The organism is Galbitalea soli, assembly GCF_010686725.1.
In the GTDB taxonomy this organism is placed as follows: domain Bacteria; phylum Actinomycetota; class Actinomycetes; order Actinomycetales; family Microbacteriaceae; genus Galbitalea; species Galbitalea soli.
Genome location: NZ_JAAGWZ010000001.1, coordinates 1037094 through 1056611 on the forward strand (window position 1 = coordinate 1037094; position 19518 = coordinate 1056611).

Sequence of the window (19518 nt, forward strand, 5' to 3'; positions counted from 1 at the left end):
GGACCGACGCCGAGGATGGACCGCGTGACCACAGCGACCCACTGCCCCTACTGCGCGCTGCAGTGCGGCATGTCGCTGGGCGCGCCGGCCGCCGACCACCCGGGGATCCCGGTGGTCGGTGGCCGCGACTTCCCGACCAATCGCGGCGGGCTGTGCAAGAAGGGCTGGACCTCGGCCGAGGTGCTCGGCACGCCGGGCCGCGTGACGCGACCGCTGCTGCGCGGCGCCGACGGTCGCCTCGCCGAGAGCGACTGGGACACCGTGCTCGACCTGATCGCCGACCGGTTGCGCGCGAGTCGCCGTGAGCACGGGGCCGACTCGGTCGCCGTCTTCGGCGGCGGCGGGCTCACCAACGAGAAGGCCTATCAGCTGGGCAAGTTCGCCCGCCTCGCCCTCGGCACCAGTCGCATCGACTACAACGGCCGGTTCTGCATGTCGTCGGCCGCCGCGGCGGGCAACCGGGCGTTCGGCGTCGACCGCGGACTGCCCTTCCCCGTGACCGACCTCGACGATGCCGACACGGTGCTCATCCTCGGCTCGAACGTCGCGGCGACCATGCCGCCCTTCGTCGCGCATCTCGCAGGCGTCCGCGAACGCGGCGGGCTCATCATCGTCGACCCGCGCCGGTCGGCCACCGCCGCACTCACCGACGACGGCGCGGGAATCCACCTGCAACCCACCCCGGGGAGCGACCTCGTGCTCCTGCTCGGGCTGCTCCACCTCGTCATCGCCGAGGATCTCGTCGACCACGACTATCTGGCGGAGCGCACGAGCGGCTGGGAGGGGGTGCGCCGAAGTACCGCACCGTGGTGGCCGGAGGCGGTGCAGGCGCGGACGGGGGTTCCGGTCGAGCAGCTGCGGGCGGTGGCACGGCGGCTGGCGCGCGGGCGGGGGACGTTCATCCTGACCGGTCGCGGGGTCGAGCAGCACGTCGACGGCACCGACACGGCGACCGCGGCCATCAATCTCGCGCTCGCGCTCGGACTCGTCGGGCGCCCCGGGTCGGGCTATGGCACGATGACCGGCCAGGGCAATGGGCAGGGCGGCCGCGAGCACGGGCAGAAGTGCGATCAGCTGCCCGGGTACCGCTCGATCAGCAACCCGGCCGCGCGCGAGCACGTCGCCGCGGTCTGGGGCGTGGACGCCGCCACGATTCCGGGCCCGGGCGTGCCCGCCATCCGACTGCTGCGGGAGCTCGGGGAACCCGGCGGGGTGCGCTGCCTGCTCGTGCACGGCTCCAACGTCGTGGTCTCGGCTCCCGACGCGGCCGCGGTGCGCACCGCGCTGGAGCGGCTCGACCTCCTGGTGGTGTGCGACTTCGTGCTGTCGGAGACCGCCGCGCTCGCCGACGTCGTGATCCCCGTGCCGCAGTGGGCCGAGGAGGAGGGGACGATGACCTCGCTCGAGGGGAGGGTGCTGCGCCGTCGCCGCGCCCTCGACGCCCCGGACGGGGTGCGCAGCGAACTCTGGATCCTGCGCGAGCTCGCCGCTCGGCTCGACGCGCCCTCGGTCTGGTCGACCGAGCCGTCCGTCGTGTTCGACGAGCTCGCCCGCGCCTCCGCCGGCGGACTCGCCGACTACTCGGGGCTCAGTCACGAGCTCCTCGACACCGGGGTCGCCGCCTACTGGCCCTACCCCACCGGCTCCACCGGCACCCCGCGGCTCTTCCTCGACCGCTTCGCCCACGACGACGGGCGAGCGCGGCTCGTGCCGGTGCGCGCCCGCGCGGCCGACGACCCCGCCCAGCGCGACGGAGTGCTCACCCTCATCACGGGACGGCTGCTGGAGCACTACCAGTCCGGGGCCCAGACCCGTCGCGTGCCCGAGTTGCAGGACGCCCAGCCGATCGCCCGCCTGCAGATCCACCCCGCGACCGCCGACCGTCTCGGCATCGCCGACGAGGCACCGGTCGAGATCAGCACCACGCGGGGCACCGTGCGCTGCGTGAGCCAGCTGAGCGCCGACATACGGCACGACACCGTGTTTCTCCCCTTCCACTACGCGGGTGCGGAGAGCGCCAATCTGCTCACCGAGGGCGCGGTCGACCCGATCTCCGGTATGCCGGAATTCAAGCGAACCACCGTGACGGTGCGACCCGTGGGAGGAGTGAGATGAGGATCGTCCTGATCGGCTACGGGCCCGTCGGTGCCCGCTTCGTCGAGGAAGTGCTTCCGCTCGTGCGGGAGGGGCGCGCGCGGCTGACCGTCGTCGGCGCGGAGGAGCACGAACCCTACAACCGCGTGCTGCTCGCGGAGTACGCCGTGGGGCGGGCCGACCGTGAGCGACTGGAGCTGGGTGACGCGGAAGCCGCGCGGGAGGCGGGGGTGGTGATCCGCCTCGGTCAGCGGGTGCAGGGCATCGACCGCACCCGCCAGCTCGTGCGGCTCGGCGACGGCACGACCGTGCCCTACGACCGGCTCGTGTTCGCGACGGGGGCGCGCGCGAACATTCCGACGCTCGCCGGGCTCGAGCGCCCGCGCATCGGGCGGGCTGCCGCGCGCGCCGATGCCGCCCTCGACGGCCACAGCGCGGGACTGCCCGACGGGGTCGTCGTGCTGCGCGATCTCGCCGACGCCGACACCGTGCGGGCGGCCGTGCGCGAGCGGCGGCGCGTCATCGTGCTCGGCGCCGGGGTGCTCGGAATGGAGTTCGCGCTCGCCGCGCGCGAGCAGGGCGCCGAGGTCGTCACGGTCTACCACGGTGACGCACCCATGGAACGGAACCTCGACGCGGGGGGCGGGCGGATGCTCGCGGCGGCCGCGCGCGCCGCGGGCGTCATCATGACGAGCCACTCGCGCGCCGAGAGCGTCGTCCTGTCGACGAGCGACGACGGACACCGCCACTTCGACGCCCTGCTCTGCGCCGACGGCAAGCAGATCGACGGCGACCTTCTCGTGCTCTCCTGCGGCGTCGCACCGCGGGTGGAGCTGGCCGATCGTGCCGGCCTCGCCGTCTCCACCGGGATCCTCGTCGATGAGGAACTGCGCAGCTGGAGCGACCCAGACGTCTATGCCATCGGCGATTGCGCCCACATCGCGACCCCGGTCGCCGCGACCGACCAGCGCGGCGGGGGCTCGACCGTCGCGCCCGGTCAGCACCCGCGGGTCACCGGCGCCCCGAGCGGCCTCATCGGGCCCGGCTGGCGGCAGGCGGCCTGGCTCGCCGGGGTCTTCGCCGCCGAATTGCGCGCCGGGGAGCGGCCCGCGCTGCTGCCCGCCGAGCGCCGACCCGTCGTGATGCTGAAGGCGGAGGGCGTATCCGTCTGCGCCGCCGGGGAGCTCGGCGCCGACCCGTGGGCGTCAGAGCCCGGCGTCGAGGTCACCCAGTGGGTCGACCCCGCGCGAGGCCGCTACGCGACGATGACGACGCGCGACGGCGTGCTCACGGGCTTCGTCTGCGCCGGGCTCCCGCGCCTCGCCGCCGAACTCACCCTGCTCTTCGAGCGCGGCAGCGAGCTCCCGCCCGACCGCTCTGCCCTGCTCGCCCTCGACGGCAGCGCGCCGGGCCACGGTGCCCTCCGGTCGGCCTCCCCCGACGACGTCGTCTGCAGCTGCAACGGGGTGACCGGTCGCGCCATCAGCCACGCGATCGCCTGCGGCAGCGCGACCGTCCGCGAGGTCGGGTCCGCGACCCGCGCGGGCACGGGGTGCGGCGGATGCCGCGATCGGATCGTGGCCCTCCTGGATCAGGCGGCCGAGTCGGTGGCAGACGTACTGCCGGCACCGGTCGGCTGACCGCCCCTCAGGCGCGTCGAACCACGATGTCGTGCGCGGCCGCGTCCTCGAAGGTGTCGATGTCGGCGCAGAGCAGCTCGCCGAGCGGGACCGCGACCGCGGAGAGCCGCCCGATCAGTGCCCGCATGGGGATCCCGTCGAGGGGTCCCGCGGCGGCGACCGCCGCAGCGAGGCGCGCGGTGCGGTAGAGCGCGGTCAGGGGCTGCAGCTCCCCCGCCTCGTCCCTGGCGATGAGGGCGTCCGCGGCGGGGAAGCGGCGGCGCTCGTCGAGCAGTGTGCTGAGCGCGAGACCGATGTGCGGCTGGTCGGCGGCGATCACGGCGGTCCACACCGAGGCCGGCAGCGGCAGCGACTCGAGCCCGCGCGCGACCGCGCAGCCGGGACCGCCGAACCGCGGGTGCTCGGTGGCGAGAGTGAGGCGTCCGCGCGCCGCGACGCGTTCGAGGCGCGGGCGCAGCTCGAGGGGGCCGATGACGGCCACGGCACGGGCATCCGTCACGGCGGCGAGTGCGTGGTCGAGCAGCGAGTGCCCCCGGTAGACGAGGGCCGTCTTGTCGAAGCCGTCGAGGCGCGTCGAGCGACCCCCGGCGAGAATGATCGCGTCCCAGTCCTGTGCCTCGTCGCGTGCCATGGGGTCAACCCTAGGCACGCGGGATGACAGTCGGGTGACGGTCTCGTGACCGCTCGTAACGAACAGCTCACAGAGTGCTGAGCGCGATGTGAAATCCGGCGCGTCAGCCGCGCTCAGACGTTGAGCCGGTACCCGCGCTTCACGACCGTCGAGACGAGCCCGGGGGCGCCCAGCGAGGCGCGCAGCCGGCTGAGCGCGACCTCCATGGCGTGGTCATCCTGGATGCCCGGCAGGGCCACCGCGAGCTGACTGCGCGACAGCACTGCACCCGGCGTCTCCATCAGCTGGCGGAGGAGGGCGACCGAGGTCGGCGCGAGCGGAACCCGCGTGCCGCCGACCACCGCGACGGAGCCGCGCAGCACGAGTTCACCGCTGTGGGTGGAGACGCGGGCGACCCGCTGCGTCTCCAGGTACTCGCAGACGAGGCGGATGAGGGCGCCCATCCGGAAGCGGTCCGGCTGGATGGGCGTGATGCCGAGCGCGAGCAGGGGGCCCGCCGTGACCGGCCCGACCACGGCGGCGAGCACGTCGCCCTGCAGGGCCGCGACCACCGCATCCAGTTGGCCGAGGGCCTCGGCGGCGATGAGGAAGGCGTCGACGGAGGGGGCGCTCGTGAAGGTGACGGCGTCGAGCTGGCGCGAGCAGGTCGCCTCGATGAGCCGCTGGACGCGGTCGTTCGTCTCGTCGATGCGCGACCAGCGGTAGGGCGCGACGGTGAGCACCTCGTGGTTCACCCGCAATCTCGCGAGCTGCGCCTCGTCGGTGTAGCCGTGCAGCTGCACCGCGATCGTGCGCGCGTCGGGGTACTCGCTCATCGCGAGCGTCACGAGCGATGCCGTCGTCTCCACCTCGCTCATGCCCGAGTCGTTGAGTCCGGCGGCGCGGATGCCCCCGCGCGCCTTCGGGCCGCGCACGAGGATGGTCGCCCCGGAGAGCGCCTCGAGCAGGGCATCCCCGAGGCCCGCGGCGTCGGCCACCTCGAACCAGCGGCGGATCCCGTACCCGGTGCTGGCGAGCAGGATCTCCGGCCGGGCCGCGATCACCGCGCGGGTGTCGTCGAGAATGGGGTCGTCGTGCTGGGCGTGCGCGATCCGCAGGGTGGGCGCGTGCAGCACGGTGGCCCCGCGGCGCTCGAAGGCGTCGATCAGGTCCTCCGAGCGTCGGTCGGAGGTCACGCCGATGCGGAACCCGTCCAGTTGATCGGGTCGGAACGCCGCGACGGTGGGGTCATCCATCGGGGACTACTCGAGGGTTGCGAAGAGTTCGGCGCGGGCCATGAGCTCTTCCGCGCTCGCCTCCCCGTCGTGGGCGAGGCGCACCACCTCACCGAGGACGATCACGGCGGGCGAGTCCACGCCGGCCCGCGCGGCATCGGCGAGAATCGAGCCGAGCGTCGACACCGTCGTCTTGCGCGAATCACTGAAGCCGCGCTCGATGATCGCGACCGGCAGCTCCATCGACACGCCCCACCGCTGCAGCCCGTGCACGGTGTGCGGCAGGGTGCCGATGCCCATGAGGATCACGATCGTGCCGCCCAGCTTCGCCAGGCCCTCCAGCTCCGCCTCCGTGAGCGGCACGTGCCCGGAGACCACGGTGAACAGCCGGCTGACTCCGCGGTGGGTGAGCGGGATACCCGCGCTGGCGGGAACCGCGACCGCACTCGTCACCCCGGGGATGACCGTCACGGGTACCCCGGCGGCGTGGCAGGCCAGCACCTCCTCGCCGCCGCGGCCGAACACGTAGGGGTCGCCGCCCTTGAGTCGGACCACGCGCTCGCCCGCGAGGGCGCGCGCCACGATCGCGGCCTCGATCTCGCGCTGCGAGAGCGCGTGGTAGCCGGGCCGCTTGCCCACATCGACCAGCTCGGCCTTCGGTGCACGCTGGGCGAGGGTGCGGTGCGGGGCGAGACGGTCGAAGAACACGACGTCGGCGGCGGCGAGCGCGTCGGTGGCGGCGACCGTGAGCAGGTCATCCGCCCCCGGGCCGCCGCCCACGAGGGTGACGCTGCCGACCGTCGTCGCCCGGAGTTCGTCGGTCATCGCGCACCTCCTCTCACGGGGATCGTCGGACCTGATACCAGTACCGTAGCGGGATCGGCGAGTTCCTCCGTCGTCGGAGGACGCAATTGGCCACGTTCCTCCACGCGCGGGAAGCCGAGGTCGGGCGATTCGGGCGCGTTCACGAAGCTGCGGAAGCGCCGGAGTCGCTCCGGGTCGCGCAGTGTGGCGGCCCATTCGTCCTCGTAGCCCTCGACATGGGCCGCCATGGAGGCCTCGAGCTCGGCGGCGAGGCCGAGCTCGTCGTCGATGATGACGCTGCGCACGTGGTCGATTCCTCCGGGCAGCTCCTCCATCCAGCGCGCGGTGCGCTGCAGTCGGTCGGCGGTGCGGATGTAGTACATGAGGTAGCGGTCGATGTAGCGCACGAGGGTCTCGTCGTCGAGGTCGGAGGCGAGCAGCTGGGCGTGCGCGGGCTGGAAGCCCCCGTTTCCCCCCACGTACATGTTCCAGCCGAGCTCGGTGGCGATCACCCCGACGTCTTTGCCCCGCGCCTCCGCGCACTCGCGGGCGCACCCCGACACGCCGAACTTGAACTTGTGCGGCGCGCGCAGCCCGCGGTACCGCAGCTCCAGGTTGATGGCCATCGCCACGGAGTCCTGCACGCCGAAGCGGCACCAGGTCGATCCGACGCAGCTCTTCACGTTGCGGAGGGACTTGCCGTAGGCCTGCCCGGACTCGAATCCGGCGTCGACGAGGCGACGCCAGATGTCGGGCAGCTGATCGAGGCGCGCGCCGAACAGGTCGATCCGCTGGCCGCCGGTGATCTTTGTGTACAGACCGTAGTCGGACGCGACCTGCGCGATGACGGCGAGCTTCTGCGGCGTGATCTCGCCGCCGGGGATTCGCGGAACGACCGAGTAGCTGCCGTCTTTCTGCATGTTGGCGAGCGCCCGGTCGTTCGTGTCCTGGAGGCCGCCGAGCCCTCGGTCGAGCACGTAGGCGCTGTGCTGGCTGGCGAGGATGGATGCGACCGCCGGCTTGCAGATGTCGCAGCCGTGCCCGCTGCCCAGTCGCCCGATGATCTCGTCGAAGGAGGTGAGGCCGAGCACCCGGACGGACTCGAACACCTCCTGGCGGCTGATCGGGAAGTGCTCGCACATCGCGCGGGAGACCTCGATCCCCGCCGCGGTGAGCTCCTGGGTGAGGATCTTGCCCACGAGCGAGACACAGGACCCGCACTGGGTGCCCGCCCGGGAGCAACTCTTCAGGCTCGCGAGGTCGGTGCAGGCGTCGCCGTGGTCGCCGCGAACGTATTCGCGGACGGTTCCCACCGACACGTTGTTGCACGAGCAGACGAGCGCGTCGTCGGGCAGGGCGAGGTCGGCGGGGGACGCTCCGGTGGCGGCGGTCAGGTAGGAACTCGGTTCGCCGCTGAGTTCGCGCCCGAGCAGGGGACGCAGCGCGGAGTAGGGCTCGGCGTCGCCCACGAAGATGCCGCCGAGCAGCGTTCGCGCGTCATCCGAGACGACGAGCTTCTGATAGAGCCCTCGCGCGGGGTCGGCGAAGACGATCTCGAGCACGTTCTCGCCCTGCCCCTTGGCGTCACCGAAGCTCGCCACATCGACGCCCGAGAGCTTCAGCTTGGTCGCGTCGTCGACGCTCGTGAACTCGGCGTCGCCGCCCAGCAGACGGTCGGCGACGACCTCCGCCATCGCGTTCGCGGGCGCGACGAGGCCCGTGCAGCTGCCCTCGAAGTTCGCGACCTCGCCGATCGCCCAGACGTGCGGGGCGGATGTCCGGCAGTCGGTCCCGATGACGATGCCGCCGCGCTCCCCTGTCGTGATCCCCGCCGCGACGGCGAGCTCGTCGCGCGCCCGGATGCCGATCGAGAAGACGACGAGATCGCTCGGCAGGGTGCGTGTGTTTCCGAGCCGCACCGCGGTGACGCGCCCCGCGGCGTCGGCGAGGACCTGCTGCGGTCGGGTGCCGAGGTGCAGCGTGATTCCGGTCTGCGCGATGAGGCGACCGAGCGCCTGTCCGGCTCCCTCGTCGAGCTGCGCCGACATGAGCCAGCCGCCCGAGTGCACCAGGTCGACCTCCGCCCCCAGCGTGGCGAGACCCCCGGCCGCTTCGAGCCCGAGCAGGCCCCCGCCCGCGACGGCGACCCGCGCGGGACGCCCGTGCAGCTCGGCGAGGCGGATGACCTCGGCGCGCAGGTAGTCGACGTCCTCGATCGTGCGGTACACCCGGGCGTGCTCGGCGCCGGCGATCTCGGGCACGGGCGCGCTCGACCCGGTCGCGAATACGAGCTCGTCGTAGCCGATGCTGCTGCCGTCCGCGAGCGTCACCCGGCGGGCCTCGGTGTCCACCGCGGTCGCGCGCTGACCCGTGCGCACCTCGATGCGGTCGGAGGCCCAGGGCGAACGGGGCTGAAGGGTGAGATCGTCGTCGCCGGTGAGCCGCCGGCTGAGCGCGACGCGGTCGTACGGTTCGTGCGGCTCCTCCGCGATCACGGTCACGTCGAAGCGCGGCCCGCCGCCCTGAGCTGTGCCGGTGTCGCGCGAGTGGATGGCATCGACGAGGCGGTGCGCCGCCGGTCCTCCACCGATGATGACGAGCTGGCGGCGCGACGGGCCGGCGGCGGACGGGAGGGACGGGTTCATGGGCATGGACGGGTCCTGACGTGTCGGCGGAATCTCGTAGCCGCAGCCTATGCAGTCGCGATTTCTCCTCCATTTCTCCCGTGTAACCCGTGCGTGACCGTCGCCGCACAGGGGAAATATGACGCTGTGAGTCAGGATTCACGCCCCGGAAACACTGTTCCCGAGCATCCGAAACACGACTCGCTTACGGTGGATTCACCGGCCCGAGAGGAGATGACCATGACGCTGACCGCCACCACAGCCGCGCACGCGGACGCGACCTCGACGGTGTGGTTGCGCGCGTGCCCCGTCGACGAACTCGAGCCGGCCTTCGGCGAGGCGGTTCTGCTCCGCGGGCGCCAGATCGCGCTGTTCCTCATCTCGCCGGAGGAGATCTACGCGGTCAGCAACATCGACCCCGTGGCGTCCGCCCCGGTCATGGCCCGCGGCATCGTCGGATCGCGCGGCGATCGCCGCACCATCGCCTCGCCCCTCCACAAAGAGGTCTACGACCTGTCGAGCGGGGAGTGCCTCACCGAGCCGGGCGTGATGCTCGAGACCTTCCCCACCCGCGTGGTCGGCGGCGTCATCGAAGTCGAGGTCACCGGATGACCGAGCCCGCTCCCGCGCTCGCGGCGATCTCGCACGGCACCTCCTCCCCCACCGGTCAGGCCGCCGTCGCCGCGCTCGTCGCCGCCGTGGCGGCCCGGCGCCCGGAGCTCCGGGTCGTGGGCGGCTTCGTCGACGTGCAGCAGCCCGACGTTCCGGCCACGCTCGACAGCATCGGCGATGGCCGGGGCGCCGTCGTCGTTCCGCTGCTCCTCTCCGCCGGGTACCACGTGCACGTCGACCTCAGCGAGGCGGTCGACGGCGCGACCGGTCGCGACGCAGCGCTCGCGAACGCCCTCGGCCCGGATGACCGGCTCGTCGCAATCCTGGCGCGCCGCCTGCGCGAGGCCGGCCTCCGCCGCCGCGACCGGGTCGTGCTCGCCTGCGCCGGCTCGAGCGATGCGCGCGCGGTCGCCGACTGTCACGAGATGGGCAGGCGCCTCCAGCTCGCGCTCGGCCGACCCGTGCGGGTCGGCTTCATCTCGGCGGCCACCCCTCGGCTGGGCGACGCGATCGCCGCCGAGCGCGAGGGCATTCCTGCCGCGCGGGCAGCATTCGGCCGCATCGTCCGCCTCTTCGTTCCCCCTGCACGCGTGGTCGTCGCCAGCTACCTGCTCGCCCCGGGCTACTTCGCCGACCTCGCCCGCGATGCGGGGGGCGATGTGGTGACCGAGCCCCTGCTGCCGCGATCCGCGACCTCCCCGCGCGAGCTCGTCGACCTCGTGCTGGACAGGTACGACGCGGCGGTGCGGGCGGAGGCCGGGCATCCGCGCGAGCTCCAGCTGGGCGTCGCCGCCTCCTGACCCGGGCATACGCACGGGGTGGCCCACCCAAGATGCGCCAGCCACCTACCCCACTTTTCGTCTCATCCTCTGCGCTGTCGACTCAGTGCGGCACCGTGGATTCGACGCAGAATCGCCGGGTCAACCGCCTGGGACACGCGCTGACCCTGTGCCAGTGGGAACAGGCGTCGCCGCTGCTCGAGAATGTCGGAATTGGTGAAGTCCCCGATCGACTTCTGATGCAAGTGAAGCTTGGACTCGAAGGTGAACGAACGCCTCAGCACGCCCAGCTCTCCCGTAACCCAGCTGTAGGGAGAATCCTCAATCAGCTGATAGTCGATCGCCCGGGTGACCGCTGCCGCGACCCAGTCGGCGAACTGAATGTTCGCACTCAAGACGCTGTCGACATGCATGGGCGGCTCGACGATCCGAAGCATTTCCTGGCGCTCGGCCGCGCGCCCGAGGATGTGTCTATACATGTTCGGTAGTCGCTTCGCGCGCTGCGATTCGTTGATTTGGTCGATCAGAACCATCAGGCTGTCATTCTTGGAATCCGCGTGTCGACACAGCCGATTGAGGGTTTCCCGCATGGCCGCGGTCTCCCGCTCCTCGGGGTCGAGCTGCGTCTGTTTTGGAGTTCCCAGAGGTTTTTCGTCCGCGTAGAAGAAGCAGCGCGCGCCCAGCGCGACTGCCTTCCTCACCAGCGCCGTGAAGACTCGAATCTGCTGGGGATAGTTGATGTGAGTGTTCGGTCGAAAGATATCGGCACCCTTGCGCTCCCACTGCCCGGGATTGGAGACTCCCGTCATTTCCGCGGCGAAAAGCGTGCACTTTTCTTTGACGAAGACCGATCCGACGTGTCGGGCCTCCTCGGCGGGAATGATGAAGCCCGCGTAGCCGAAGGCGGGGATGGTGTTGAAGCGGGCATCCCGCTTCGAGACAAACGCCCCGGTTTCGCCGATCTCATCGATGTAGGCCAAGAGCATGATTTATTATCGCTTAACGCAGAAACCCACGCTCAAGGCGTGGGCTTCTCGAATTGGCGCTCTGAGAACTGTTCCATCCCCGCTACCGGTTCGAGAATAGCATCCCGCCACGAGCGGTCAAATGCTCGAGCCAGTCCGGTCGGCCTATTCATCGCACCCCAAGCCTCTGAGACGCCTGGTCGGCGGCGGTGTGCGCGGCGAGCGGTCTGGTGGCTCTCGACGAGGTCGTGGCGTGGTTCGGATGGGACGACGGACGAGCCGCCTCACGGCCACGACATCCACGCGTCGCACCCTCGTACCCCGACAGGGACTCGAACCCTGACTCGGACGATTTTAAGTCGTCTGCCTCTGCCAATTGGGCTACCGGGGCGTAGTGCTCCCACAGCCTAGCGCCGCGGAGTCGCGCCACCGCGGCGGGCGACGACGCCGCGCCATCGCGGGGAAATCCGGCGATGGCGCGGCGAGACGCTACTCAGCGGCGGGAGCCGCTGCCTTCTTGGCCGGCGTGCGGCGGGCCGGCGCCTTCTTCGCGGGTGCCTCCACCGCTGCCGCGGCGGCGGGCGCAGCAGGGGCCGCGGCCACGGCCGCGACGGGGGCTGCAGCGACGGCTGCGGGCTCAGCGGCCGGCTTCGGGCGCGAGGCGAACTCCTCGAACGCAGCGCGCGGGGTGTCGCGGGCGATGATGCCGACCATGTCGCGCTTCCACACGAAGTTGAGCAACCAGTTCGTGAACACGCGCGCCTTGCGCTCCCACATGGGGATCGCGAGTCCGTGGTAGCCACGGTGCGCGAACCACGCGATGAGTCCCTTGATCGCGATGTTTCCCGACTGGAACACGCCGATACCGAGACCGAGGCTGGCCACCGCACCGAGGTTCTTGTGCACGTACTCCTTGGGCACTTCGCCACGGATGACCGCCACCAGGTTCTTCGCCAGACGCTTGCCCTGGCGCACCGCGTGCTGCGCGTTGGGCACGCAGAACCCGCCGACGCCGCCACCGGTGAGGTCGGGTACCGCACTCACGTCGCCGGCGCCCCAGGCGCCGTCGACGACCTCGTCGCCGTTGATCACACGCAGGTCGGCCTGCACGGTGAGGCGGCCGCGTGCCTCGGTGGGGAGGTCGGTGTTGCGCAGCATCGGGCTGGCCATGACGCCGGCCGTCCACACGATCAGGTCGGACTCGAAGGTCTCGCCGGTCGAGAGCTCGATCTTGCCGTCGACGGCGGAGGTGAGCTGGGTCTCGAGGTGCACGATCGCCTCGCGCTGGGCGAGGTTCTTGAGTACCCAGTAGCTGGTCTTGAGCGACACCTCGGGCATGATCCGCCCCATCGCCTCGATGAGGTGGAAGTGGGTGTCGTCAATGGTGAGGTTGGGGTAGTTCTGCAGGAGCGCGCTCGCGAGGCCGCGCATCTCGCCGAACACCTCGATGCCGGCGAAGCCGCCGCCGACCACCACGAAGGTGAGGAGACGGTCGCGCTCGGGGCCCTCGGGGAGGGTGGAGGCGCGCTCGAAGTTGTCGATGATGCGGTCGCGGATCGCGGTCGCCTCTTCGATGGTCTTGAGGCCGATCGCGTTGTCGGCGACGCCGGGGATGGGGAAGGTGCGCGAGACGGATCCCGCGGTGACGACGATGGTGTCGTAGTCCTCTTCCCACGGCTCGCCCTCGGCGGGCGTGATCGTCACGGTCTTGGCGGCGTGGTTGATGCCCGTGACCTTGGCGGTGACGATGCGGGTCTTGCGGAGGTGACGACGGATGCCGACGACCGCGTGGCGCGGCTCGATCGATCCCGCGACGACCTCCGGCAGGAACGGCTGGTAGGTCATGTACGGCAGCGGCTCGACGACGGTGACCTCCGCCTCGCCGGGTCGCAGCCACTTCTCGAGCTTGAGAGCGGTGTAGTAACCGGCGTAACCGCCGCCGACGATGAGAATCTTGGGCACGAGGGAAAGTCTCCTAGAGGTGGGGAAGTCCCCTTTAATCTAGTCCCTCCGCCGAAGTGACCTGAAATTGCGGACGGCCGCCACCATCATGAGGAGCGCGGCCACGCCGAAGACGCTCACCACCCCGAGCGGAAGCCCCACGTCCCTCAGCTGATTGGCCGTCGGGTACAGGATTCCGAGCGGGTTCTGCGGCCCGGTCACCGCGGCTGCGCCGCTCGCGGCGGAGGTGGGCTGCGCGGTGGGCGGAACCGTGGGGGTCGCGGTCGACTGCGCGCGGCGATTGAGGTGAATCCACGCCGCGAGATTGCCCATGGGGTTGGCGGCCACCTTCGGCACGGTCGCCGTCACCGCGGCGTTGGCGTTGACGAGGCCGAAACCGTAGATGGGGTCGACGCCCGGCGCACCCGCGGGAGTGGCGGTCGCGACGATGCGGTTGATCACGTTCGCGGCGTCGAGGGTGGGGTGAGCGGCCATCACGAGTGCGACGATCCCGGAGACGATCGGTGTCGCGCCGCTCGTTCCCGCCCATTCGACGTAGCCGCCGCCCGGCACCGCGCCGAGGAGCTGCTCGCTCGGTGCGGAGACGCCGATCGTGATTCCCTGCGACGAGGCGTCGAGGCTCGCGGTGCGGTTTCGATCGACGCCCGCCACCGTGAGCACCCCGGGCATCGTGGCGGGAGCTCCCACCTCGGTCGTGCCGCTCCCCCGGTTGCCGGCGGCCGCGACGATGACCACGTTGTGCTTCATCGCGTAGAGGAACGCCGTGTCCCAGCTGGTCGGCCAGGAGAGCGTGTTGCGGGTGAGCGACATGTTGATGACCCGCGCGCCGTGGTCCACCGCCCAGGTGACCGCCTCGGCGACCTGGGTGTCCGAGTCACGAGAGCCGGCTCCGAAGCCGATGGAGATCGAGAGGATGCTCGCCTCCGGTGCCGAGCCGATGACCCCGGAGTCCGCTCCCGTGCCGCGCCCCGCGGCGAGCGACGCCACCATGGTCGCGTGGTCGCTGTCGCCGGTTCCCACGGGCAGCTGCCCGTTGCTCGCGCCGAGCCCGGAGAAGTCGACCCCGCCCACGACCGCACCGGTCAGGTCGGGCACACTTCCGTCCACCCCGGTGTCGATGACGGCGATCGTGACGCCCTTGCCGCGGGTGGTCGCCCAGGCCTGTCGGATCCCGTACTGATCGAGCCAGTACTCCCCGTCACGGATGTAGTCGGTACGCAGGACACCCTGACCGACCGCGGCGAGGTGACCGACCGCGACGGGATGCCCGACCGCGGCCTGAGCGGGCGGCGCCGCCAGCACCGGCGCCGCCACGAGCGCGACGATCGCGGCCGCCCGCGACCAGCGGGTCACTCGACCGTCTCCCCGTCCAGCCCGTAGTCGAGACAGTCGCAGACCTCGGGACTCCAGTTCGCCCGGGCGAGTGCGAGGTCTCCGATCGGATTCACCCCGGGCCCCGCGGCGAGCGCGTGCCCGACGAGCGCGTGCAGGCACTTCACCCGGGTCGGCATTCCCCCGGCCGAGATCCCCGCGATCTCGGCAACGACCTCGATACTCTCGCGGTCGGCGAGGTAGGCCTCGTGGGCTGAGCGGTAGGCGGCGGCCGTGTCGCCCTCGAGCAACGCGGCCAGTTGGGGCATGACTCCGTTGGCCTCGAGACTCGACACCGCCGCGGTGGCCGCCGGGTGGCTGAGGTAGTAGAAGGTGGGGAACGGTGTTCCGTCGGCGAGACGCGGGCGGGTGGAGACCACGGTGGGCGCTCCGCACGAGCAGCGGGCGGCGATGCCGACCACATCCCGGGCCGGCCGGCCGAGCTGCGCCGAGACGGTGGCGATATCGCGCGCGCTCGGCGCGGCGAAGGGGGGACGGGTCATTGCGACCCGCTCACCGGCGACTGCAGGGTGGCAGCCGACTTGTCGGAAAGGCCCGCGGTCAGCACCGAGGAGAGCATCGACTTCACCCAGTCCACCTGCGTGGTCTGGATGCTCGTGCTGATGGGTGCCCCGTCCTTCGTCGTCTTCTTCTGGCCCGTGTCCACGACGATGTAGCTGTACTCCCCCGGGTAGACGAACAGCAGGCGCTCCCGCGCCTGCGCCTCGATGTAGGCGGGGTCGTCCCAGCGAGCGACCTCACCCTGCAGATGCTTGACCTGGGCCTGGCGCTGCGCGACGTCCCGCTCGAGGCTCGCGATCTGCGCGCGCTGCTCGATGAGGAGCTTGAGGGAGGGCGCGAGAACGATGATGGCGAGGACGACGATCCCGAGCATCATGACCGTGAAACCCGAGATCCGGATGTTCGCGATCCAGCGCTGCGAGGCCGCCTCCTCCGGCAGCACGACCGGAACTCTCGTCGTGCGCCGCCTCACCATACGAACGATGCTAAGCGCTCAACCCTTGAAGCGCGGGAAGGCGCTGCGGCCCGCGTACACCGCGGCGTCGCCCAGCTCCTCCTCGATGCGCAGCAGCTGGTTGTACTTCGCCACGCGCTCGCTGCGGGCGGGCGCACCCGTCTTGATCTGGCCGGAGTTCGTCGCCACAGCGAGGTCGGCGATCGTGGTGTCCTCGGTCTCGCCGGAACGGTGCGAGAGAACCGCGGTGTACCCGCTGCGCTGCGCGAGCGACACAGCGTCGAGCGTCTCGGTGAGCGTTCCGATCTGGTTGACCTTGACGAGGATGGAGTTCGCGGCTCCGGCCTCGATGCCGCGGGCGAGGCGCGTGGGATTGGTCACGAAGAGGTCGTCGCCCACGATCTGCACCTTGCCCCCCAGCTCGCTCGTGAGGTGGGCCCAGCCCTCCCAGTCGTCCTCGTCGAGCGGGTCCTCGATGGTGACGAGCGGGTAGGCCGCGACGAGCTCGGCGTAGTACGAGGCCATGTCGGCGGCCGACTTGGCGGCACCCTCGAAGGTGTACGAGCCGTCGGAGTAGAACTCGCTCGACGCGACGTCGAGGCCGAGGGCGATGTCCTTGCCGGGCGTGAAGCCGGCGGCGGCGATCGCCTCCATGAGGAGGTCGAGCGCGGCGCGGTTGCTCGACAGGTTAGGCGCGAAGCCGCCCTCGTCGCCCAGTCCGGTGCTCAGACCCTGCTTGTGGATGATGCTCTTGAGCGCGTGGTAGGTCTCCACACCCCAGCGCAGACCCTCGCTGAAGGTCTCGGCGCCGAGCGGCAGGATCATGAACTCCTGGATGTCGACGTTGGAGTCGGCGTGCGAGCCGCCGTTGATCACGTTGAGCATCGGCACCGGCAGCGTGTGCGCGTTCGCGCCGCCCACATAGCGGAACAGGTCGAGGCCCGCGGACTCGGCCGCGGCACGCGCGACCGCGAGGGAGACGCCGAGGATGGCGTTGGCGCCCAGCTTGGACTTGTTGTCGGTGCCGTCGGCCTCGATGAGGGCGGCGTCGATCGAACGCTGGTCGGAGGCCTCGAAGCCCTCGATGACCGGGCCGAGCACGTCCTCGACGGCGGCGACCGCCTTCTGCACTCCCTTGCCGAGGTACCGGCTCTTGTCTCCGTCGCGGAGTTCGTAGGCCTCGAACGCGCCCGTGGAAGCGCCGGACGGCACCGCGGCGCGCGCCACCGTCTCGTCGTCGAGGACGACCTCGACCTCGACCGTCGGGTTGCCCCGGGAGTCCAGGATTTCGCGAGCAATGACGACGTCGATGAGGGCCACGGAAGATCTCCTTCAGGGGGTGGGGCAGGAAGTGTGGTGGTGGATTGTCCGAGGGAATCCTACTGCGGTCAGGCGATCCGCTTCGCGCGGGCCCCCTCGCCGGGCGCCCGGTAGAACATCTCCGGGTCGCCATCGTCGAGGCCGCGCACGGTGCCGACGTTCTCCCACCCCAGCGAGTCCAGCAGCAGGCGCATGGGATAGTTCGACTCGGTCGTCGAGGTGAAGACCTTCACCGTGGATGACCGTTCCGTCAGTGCCCGCACCATCCCGCGCGCGATCCCCCGCCGACGGTGCTCCTCGTGCACCACGATCCACCGGATGAAGGTGTTGTCGAAGAACGAACGGTCGAAGATCGCGAAGGCGATCACCTCATCGGCCTTCTTCGCGACGACGATGCAGCCCGCGTCGTACCAGTTGCGCAGGCGGATCCGCTTGCGGTGGGCGAGCTCCGGGTCCGGCCAGGCGAGTCGGCTGATGCCCTCGAGGTCGGCCTCGATGGGCAGCGTGATCACAACGTCGGGCACTCTCTCACCCTAGGCCGCGATCGCGACGGCCGGAAACCCCGCCACGCTCAGTCGATCGAGCGCAGTTCCAGCTCGCTCGCCTCGGTCGTCGCCGAGGTCACGAAGGCGAATCGCCCGAAGCCCGCGGCGCGGAGCTGATCCAGTTGCGCGCGCTGATTGCGGGTGCGTTTCTCCAGGCGCACACGCGAACCACCAGCGACCAGCGCGGCCTTGAGCCGTGCCAACTGCGAGGGCTGAACGTCGATGTCGTAGATGAGGGCGATCTGGTCCTCGTCGTCTCCGTCGCGCAGCGCGACGAGATCGATGAGTCGCTCGAAGCCGAGCGAGAAGCCGACCGCGGGCACCTCGGTGCCGAGGAAGCGACCGATCATCCCGTCGTAGCGCCCGCCGCCCGCGAGCGAGTATCCGAAGTCCGGGTGCGCCACCTCGAAGATCGTGCCCGTGTAGTAGCCCATGCCGCGCACGAGATAGGGGTCGAACTGGAGGAGCCGACGGTCGACCCCCGCCGCCTCGACGGCGTCGCCGAGACTGACGAGGTGCTCGACCGCCGCCTCGTCGACGCCCGCCGGCAGTTCCCGACGGATCGCGCGCTCGCCGTAGGCGACGAACTCGAGCGTGCGCGGGCGGGTGAGGAACGCCTCCAGCGCGTCGACCGCTCGCGGAACGCCGTCCTCCTCCGCGAACGGGCTCGATCGCAGCTCGGCGACCACGCCCGCCGCCTCGATCTTGTCGAGCTTGTCGAGGGTGATGAGAACGGCGGCGTGCACCGCGGCGGGGAATCCGAACGCCTCGAGCATGCTCGTGAGCAGCCGACGATCGCCCACGCGGATCGTGCAGCCCTCGAGACCGAGGGCTGCGAGCGTGTCGACGGCCGCGACGATGAGCTCGACCTCGGCGAGCTGACCCGGCTCGCCGATGATGTCGATGTCGCACTGCACGAACTGGCGGTAGCGCCCCTTCTGCGGTCGCTCCGCCCGCCACACCGGCGCCATCTGGATGGCGCGGAAGACCGGCGGGAGCTCGGCGCGGTGCGAGGCATAGAACCGCGCGAGCGGCACGGTGAGGTCGAAACGGAGACCCAGATCGGCGAGGTCAAGCGCGTCGGTCGCCCGCGCGAAGTCCTCCTGGGTGAGACCGCGCTTCAGGATGCCGAACGCCAGCTTCTCGTTGTCTCCCCCCAGCCCCGCGTGCAGACGGGCGCTGTCTTCGACCACCGGGGTCTCGATCTCGTCGAAGCCGTGGGCGCGGAAGGTGTGGCGGATCACGCCGAGCACCCGCTCCCGCCGGGCCTTGTCGGCGGGAAGGAAGTCGCGCATCCCGCGCGGGGGGTTCACCTGGCTAGCCACCCGACGATTGTTCCACGAGCGGGCGACCCAGCAGTCTCTCGAGCCGCTCGCGGTGGGCATCCAGCAGGGAGCGGAAGGCCTCGGTGCATCGCCCCGCGTCGCCCGAGACGACGAAGTCGTACTGGATGCCGAAGAAGCAGTCGACCATGAGCCGTCCCTCGGCGCGCGCATCCTGGGGATCGAGACCGAGCGCCTGCAGCGCCTCGATCGCGTAGTGCCGCCAGTTCTCGTGGAGCGCGCGGGAGAAGGTGTATCGCCCCGGCTCGATCGCCTCCAGCATGCCGGCCTCGAATTCGAGGCGTTGGAGCTGACGGTTGCGCGGATCGACGGTCCACTGCCACGACGATTCGAGGTTGCCGAAGTAGACGTCGACCTCGCCCGGGTTCGTGCGCAGGCGGTCGTTGACCTCGACGATGCGCGAGGAGATGGCGGAGACGATCTCGGTGATGAGCTCCGCGCGCGAGCCGAAGTGATAGACGAGCGTGTAGGTGCTCACTCCGAGCGCGCTCGCAATCGTGCGGAACGACAGCGTGGAGAGCGGCTTGTCGAGGAGGTAATCGAGAATCTCCCCGATGAGCTGGGGTTTTCGCGACGGATCGGGTTGGCGCGGCATGGCGTTATCATAACGAGTGTTGTCATAACGATGGTTATTTTGT

The 19518-nt window shown here is 70.8% G+C and carries 17 protein-coding genes and 1 tRNA gene; 4 read left to right on the forward strand and 14 right to left on the reverse strand.

Annotation, left to right across the window (positions count from 1 at the left end; translation table 11 throughout):
- Positions 1–15: 15 nt before the first annotated feature.
- Complete coding sequence (locus G3T37_RS04885) at positions 16–2115, forward strand: molybdopterin oxidoreductase family protein (RefSeq protein WP_163472308.1); 2100 nt, start codon at positions 16–18, stop codon at positions 2113–2115.
- Entirely contained in the window at positions 2112–3734 is a 1623-nt protein-coding gene (locus G3T37_RS04890) for an FAD-dependent oxidoreductase (RefSeq protein ID WP_163472309.1), read from the forward strand. Before G3T37_RS04885 ends, G3T37_RS04890 begins: the two co-directional genes overlap by 4 nt.
- Positions 3735–3741: 7 nt before the next feature.
- Here G3T37_RS04890 and mobA read toward each other — a convergent pair whose 3' ends face one another.
- The 4 genes from mobA to nirB all read right to left on the reverse strand — a co-directional run bounded on the left by mobA (position 3742) and on the right by nirB (position 9034).
- Positions 3742–4365, reverse strand: a complete 624-nt coding sequence (gene mobA, locus G3T37_RS04895; RefSeq protein WP_163472310.1) for a molybdenum cofactor guanylyltransferase — start codon at positions 4363–4365, stop codon at positions 3742–3744.
- A gap of 113 nt (positions 4366–4478) precedes the next feature.
- On the reverse strand, positions 4479–5600 hold the full coding sequence (locus tag G3T37_RS04900; RefSeq protein WP_163472311.1) for a uroporphyrinogen-III synthase: 1122 nt from the start codon (positions 5598–5600) through the stop codon (positions 4479–4481).
- Between the two features lie 6 nt (positions 5601–5606).
- Entirely contained in the window at positions 5607–6404 is a 798-nt protein-coding gene (cobA, locus tag G3T37_RS04905; RefSeq protein WP_163472312.1) for a uroporphyrinogen-III C-methyltransferase, read from the reverse strand.
- A complete protein-coding gene (nirB, locus tag G3T37_RS04910; protein ID WP_241732093.1) occupies positions 6401–9034 on the reverse strand; it encodes a nitrite reductase large subunit NirB in 2634 nt (877 codons plus the stop codon). The genes cobA and nirB overlap by 4 nt, the downstream gene beginning before the upstream one ends.
- Before the next feature lie 207 nt (positions 9035–9241).
- On the opposite strand from nirB, the gene nirD reads away from it, so the two are divergent.
- Together nirD and G3T37_RS04920 are read left to right on the forward strand one after the other, a co-directional pair.
- On the forward strand, positions 9242–9619 hold the full coding sequence (gene nirD, locus G3T37_RS04915) for a nitrite reductase small subunit NirD (RefSeq protein WP_163472313.1): 378 nt from the start codon (positions 9242–9244) through the stop codon (positions 9617–9619).
- On the forward strand, positions 9616–10419 hold the full coding sequence (locus G3T37_RS04920; protein ID WP_163472314.1) for a sirohydrochlorin chelatase: 804 nt from the start codon (positions 9616–9618) through the stop codon (positions 10417–10419). The genes nirD and G3T37_RS04920 overlap by 4 nt, the downstream gene beginning before the upstream one ends.
- 62 nt (positions 10420–10481) lie before the next feature.
- On the opposite strand, the gene G3T37_RS04925 is transcribed toward G3T37_RS04920, so the two are convergent.
- The 10 genes from G3T37_RS04925 to G3T37_RS04970 form a co-directional block, all read right to left on the reverse strand.
- A complete protein-coding gene (locus G3T37_RS04925) occupies positions 10482–11384 on the reverse strand; it encodes a DUF3800 domain-containing protein (protein WP_163472315.1) in 903 nt (300 codons plus the stop codon).
- Positions 11385–11680: 296 nt separating this feature from the next.
- Positions 11681–11754 (reverse strand) — tRNA-Leu (locus tag G3T37_RS04930).
- Positions 11755–11852: 98 nt separating this feature from the next.
- The gene (locus G3T37_RS04935) at positions 11853–13325 is read right to left on the reverse strand and encodes an FAD-dependent oxidoreductase (protein ID WP_163472316.1); all 1473 of its coding nucleotides are present in this window, start codon (positions 13323–13325) and stop codon (positions 11853–11855) included.
- Between the two features lie 39 nt (positions 13326–13364).
- Positions 13365–14678, reverse strand: a complete 1314-nt coding sequence (locus G3T37_RS04940; RefSeq protein WP_338401184.1) for a S8 family serine peptidase — start codon at positions 14676–14678, stop codon at positions 13365–13367.
- Positions 14675–15199, reverse strand: a complete 525-nt coding sequence (locus tag G3T37_RS04945; protein WP_163472317.1) for a DUF501 domain-containing protein — start codon at positions 15197–15199, stop codon at positions 14675–14677. Before G3T37_RS04945 ends, G3T37_RS04940 begins: the two co-directional genes overlap by 4 nt.
- A complete protein-coding gene (locus tag G3T37_RS04950; protein ID WP_163472318.1) occupies positions 15196–15693 on the reverse strand; it encodes an FtsB family cell division protein in 498 nt (165 codons plus the stop codon). The genes G3T37_RS04945 and G3T37_RS04950 overlap by 4 nt, the downstream gene beginning before the upstream one ends.
- Before the next feature lie 18 nt (positions 15694–15711).
- A complete protein-coding gene (gene eno, locus G3T37_RS04955) occupies positions 15712–16992 on the reverse strand; it encodes a phosphopyruvate hydratase (protein ID WP_163472319.1) in 1281 nt (426 codons plus the stop codon).
- Positions 16993–17060: 68 nt separating this feature from the next.
- Entirely contained in the window at positions 17061–17516 is a 456-nt protein-coding gene (locus G3T37_RS04960) for a GNAT family N-acetyltransferase (protein WP_163472320.1), read from the reverse strand.
- A 47-nt stretch (positions 17517–17563) separates the two neighbouring features.
- On the reverse strand, positions 17564–18832 hold the full coding sequence (gene hisS / locus G3T37_RS04965; RefSeq protein WP_218886953.1) for a histidine--tRNA ligase: 1269 nt from the start codon (positions 18830–18832) through the stop codon (positions 17564–17566).
- A 22-nt stretch (positions 18833–18854) separates the two neighbouring features.
- Positions 18855–19475 carry a TetR family transcriptional regulator gene (locus G3T37_RS04970; RefSeq protein ID WP_163472322.1) on the reverse strand — a complete coding sequence of 207 codons (621 nt, stop codon included), beginning with the start codon at positions 19473–19475 and terminating at the stop codon, positions 18855–18857.
- Positions 19476–19518 lie beyond the last annotated feature (43 nt).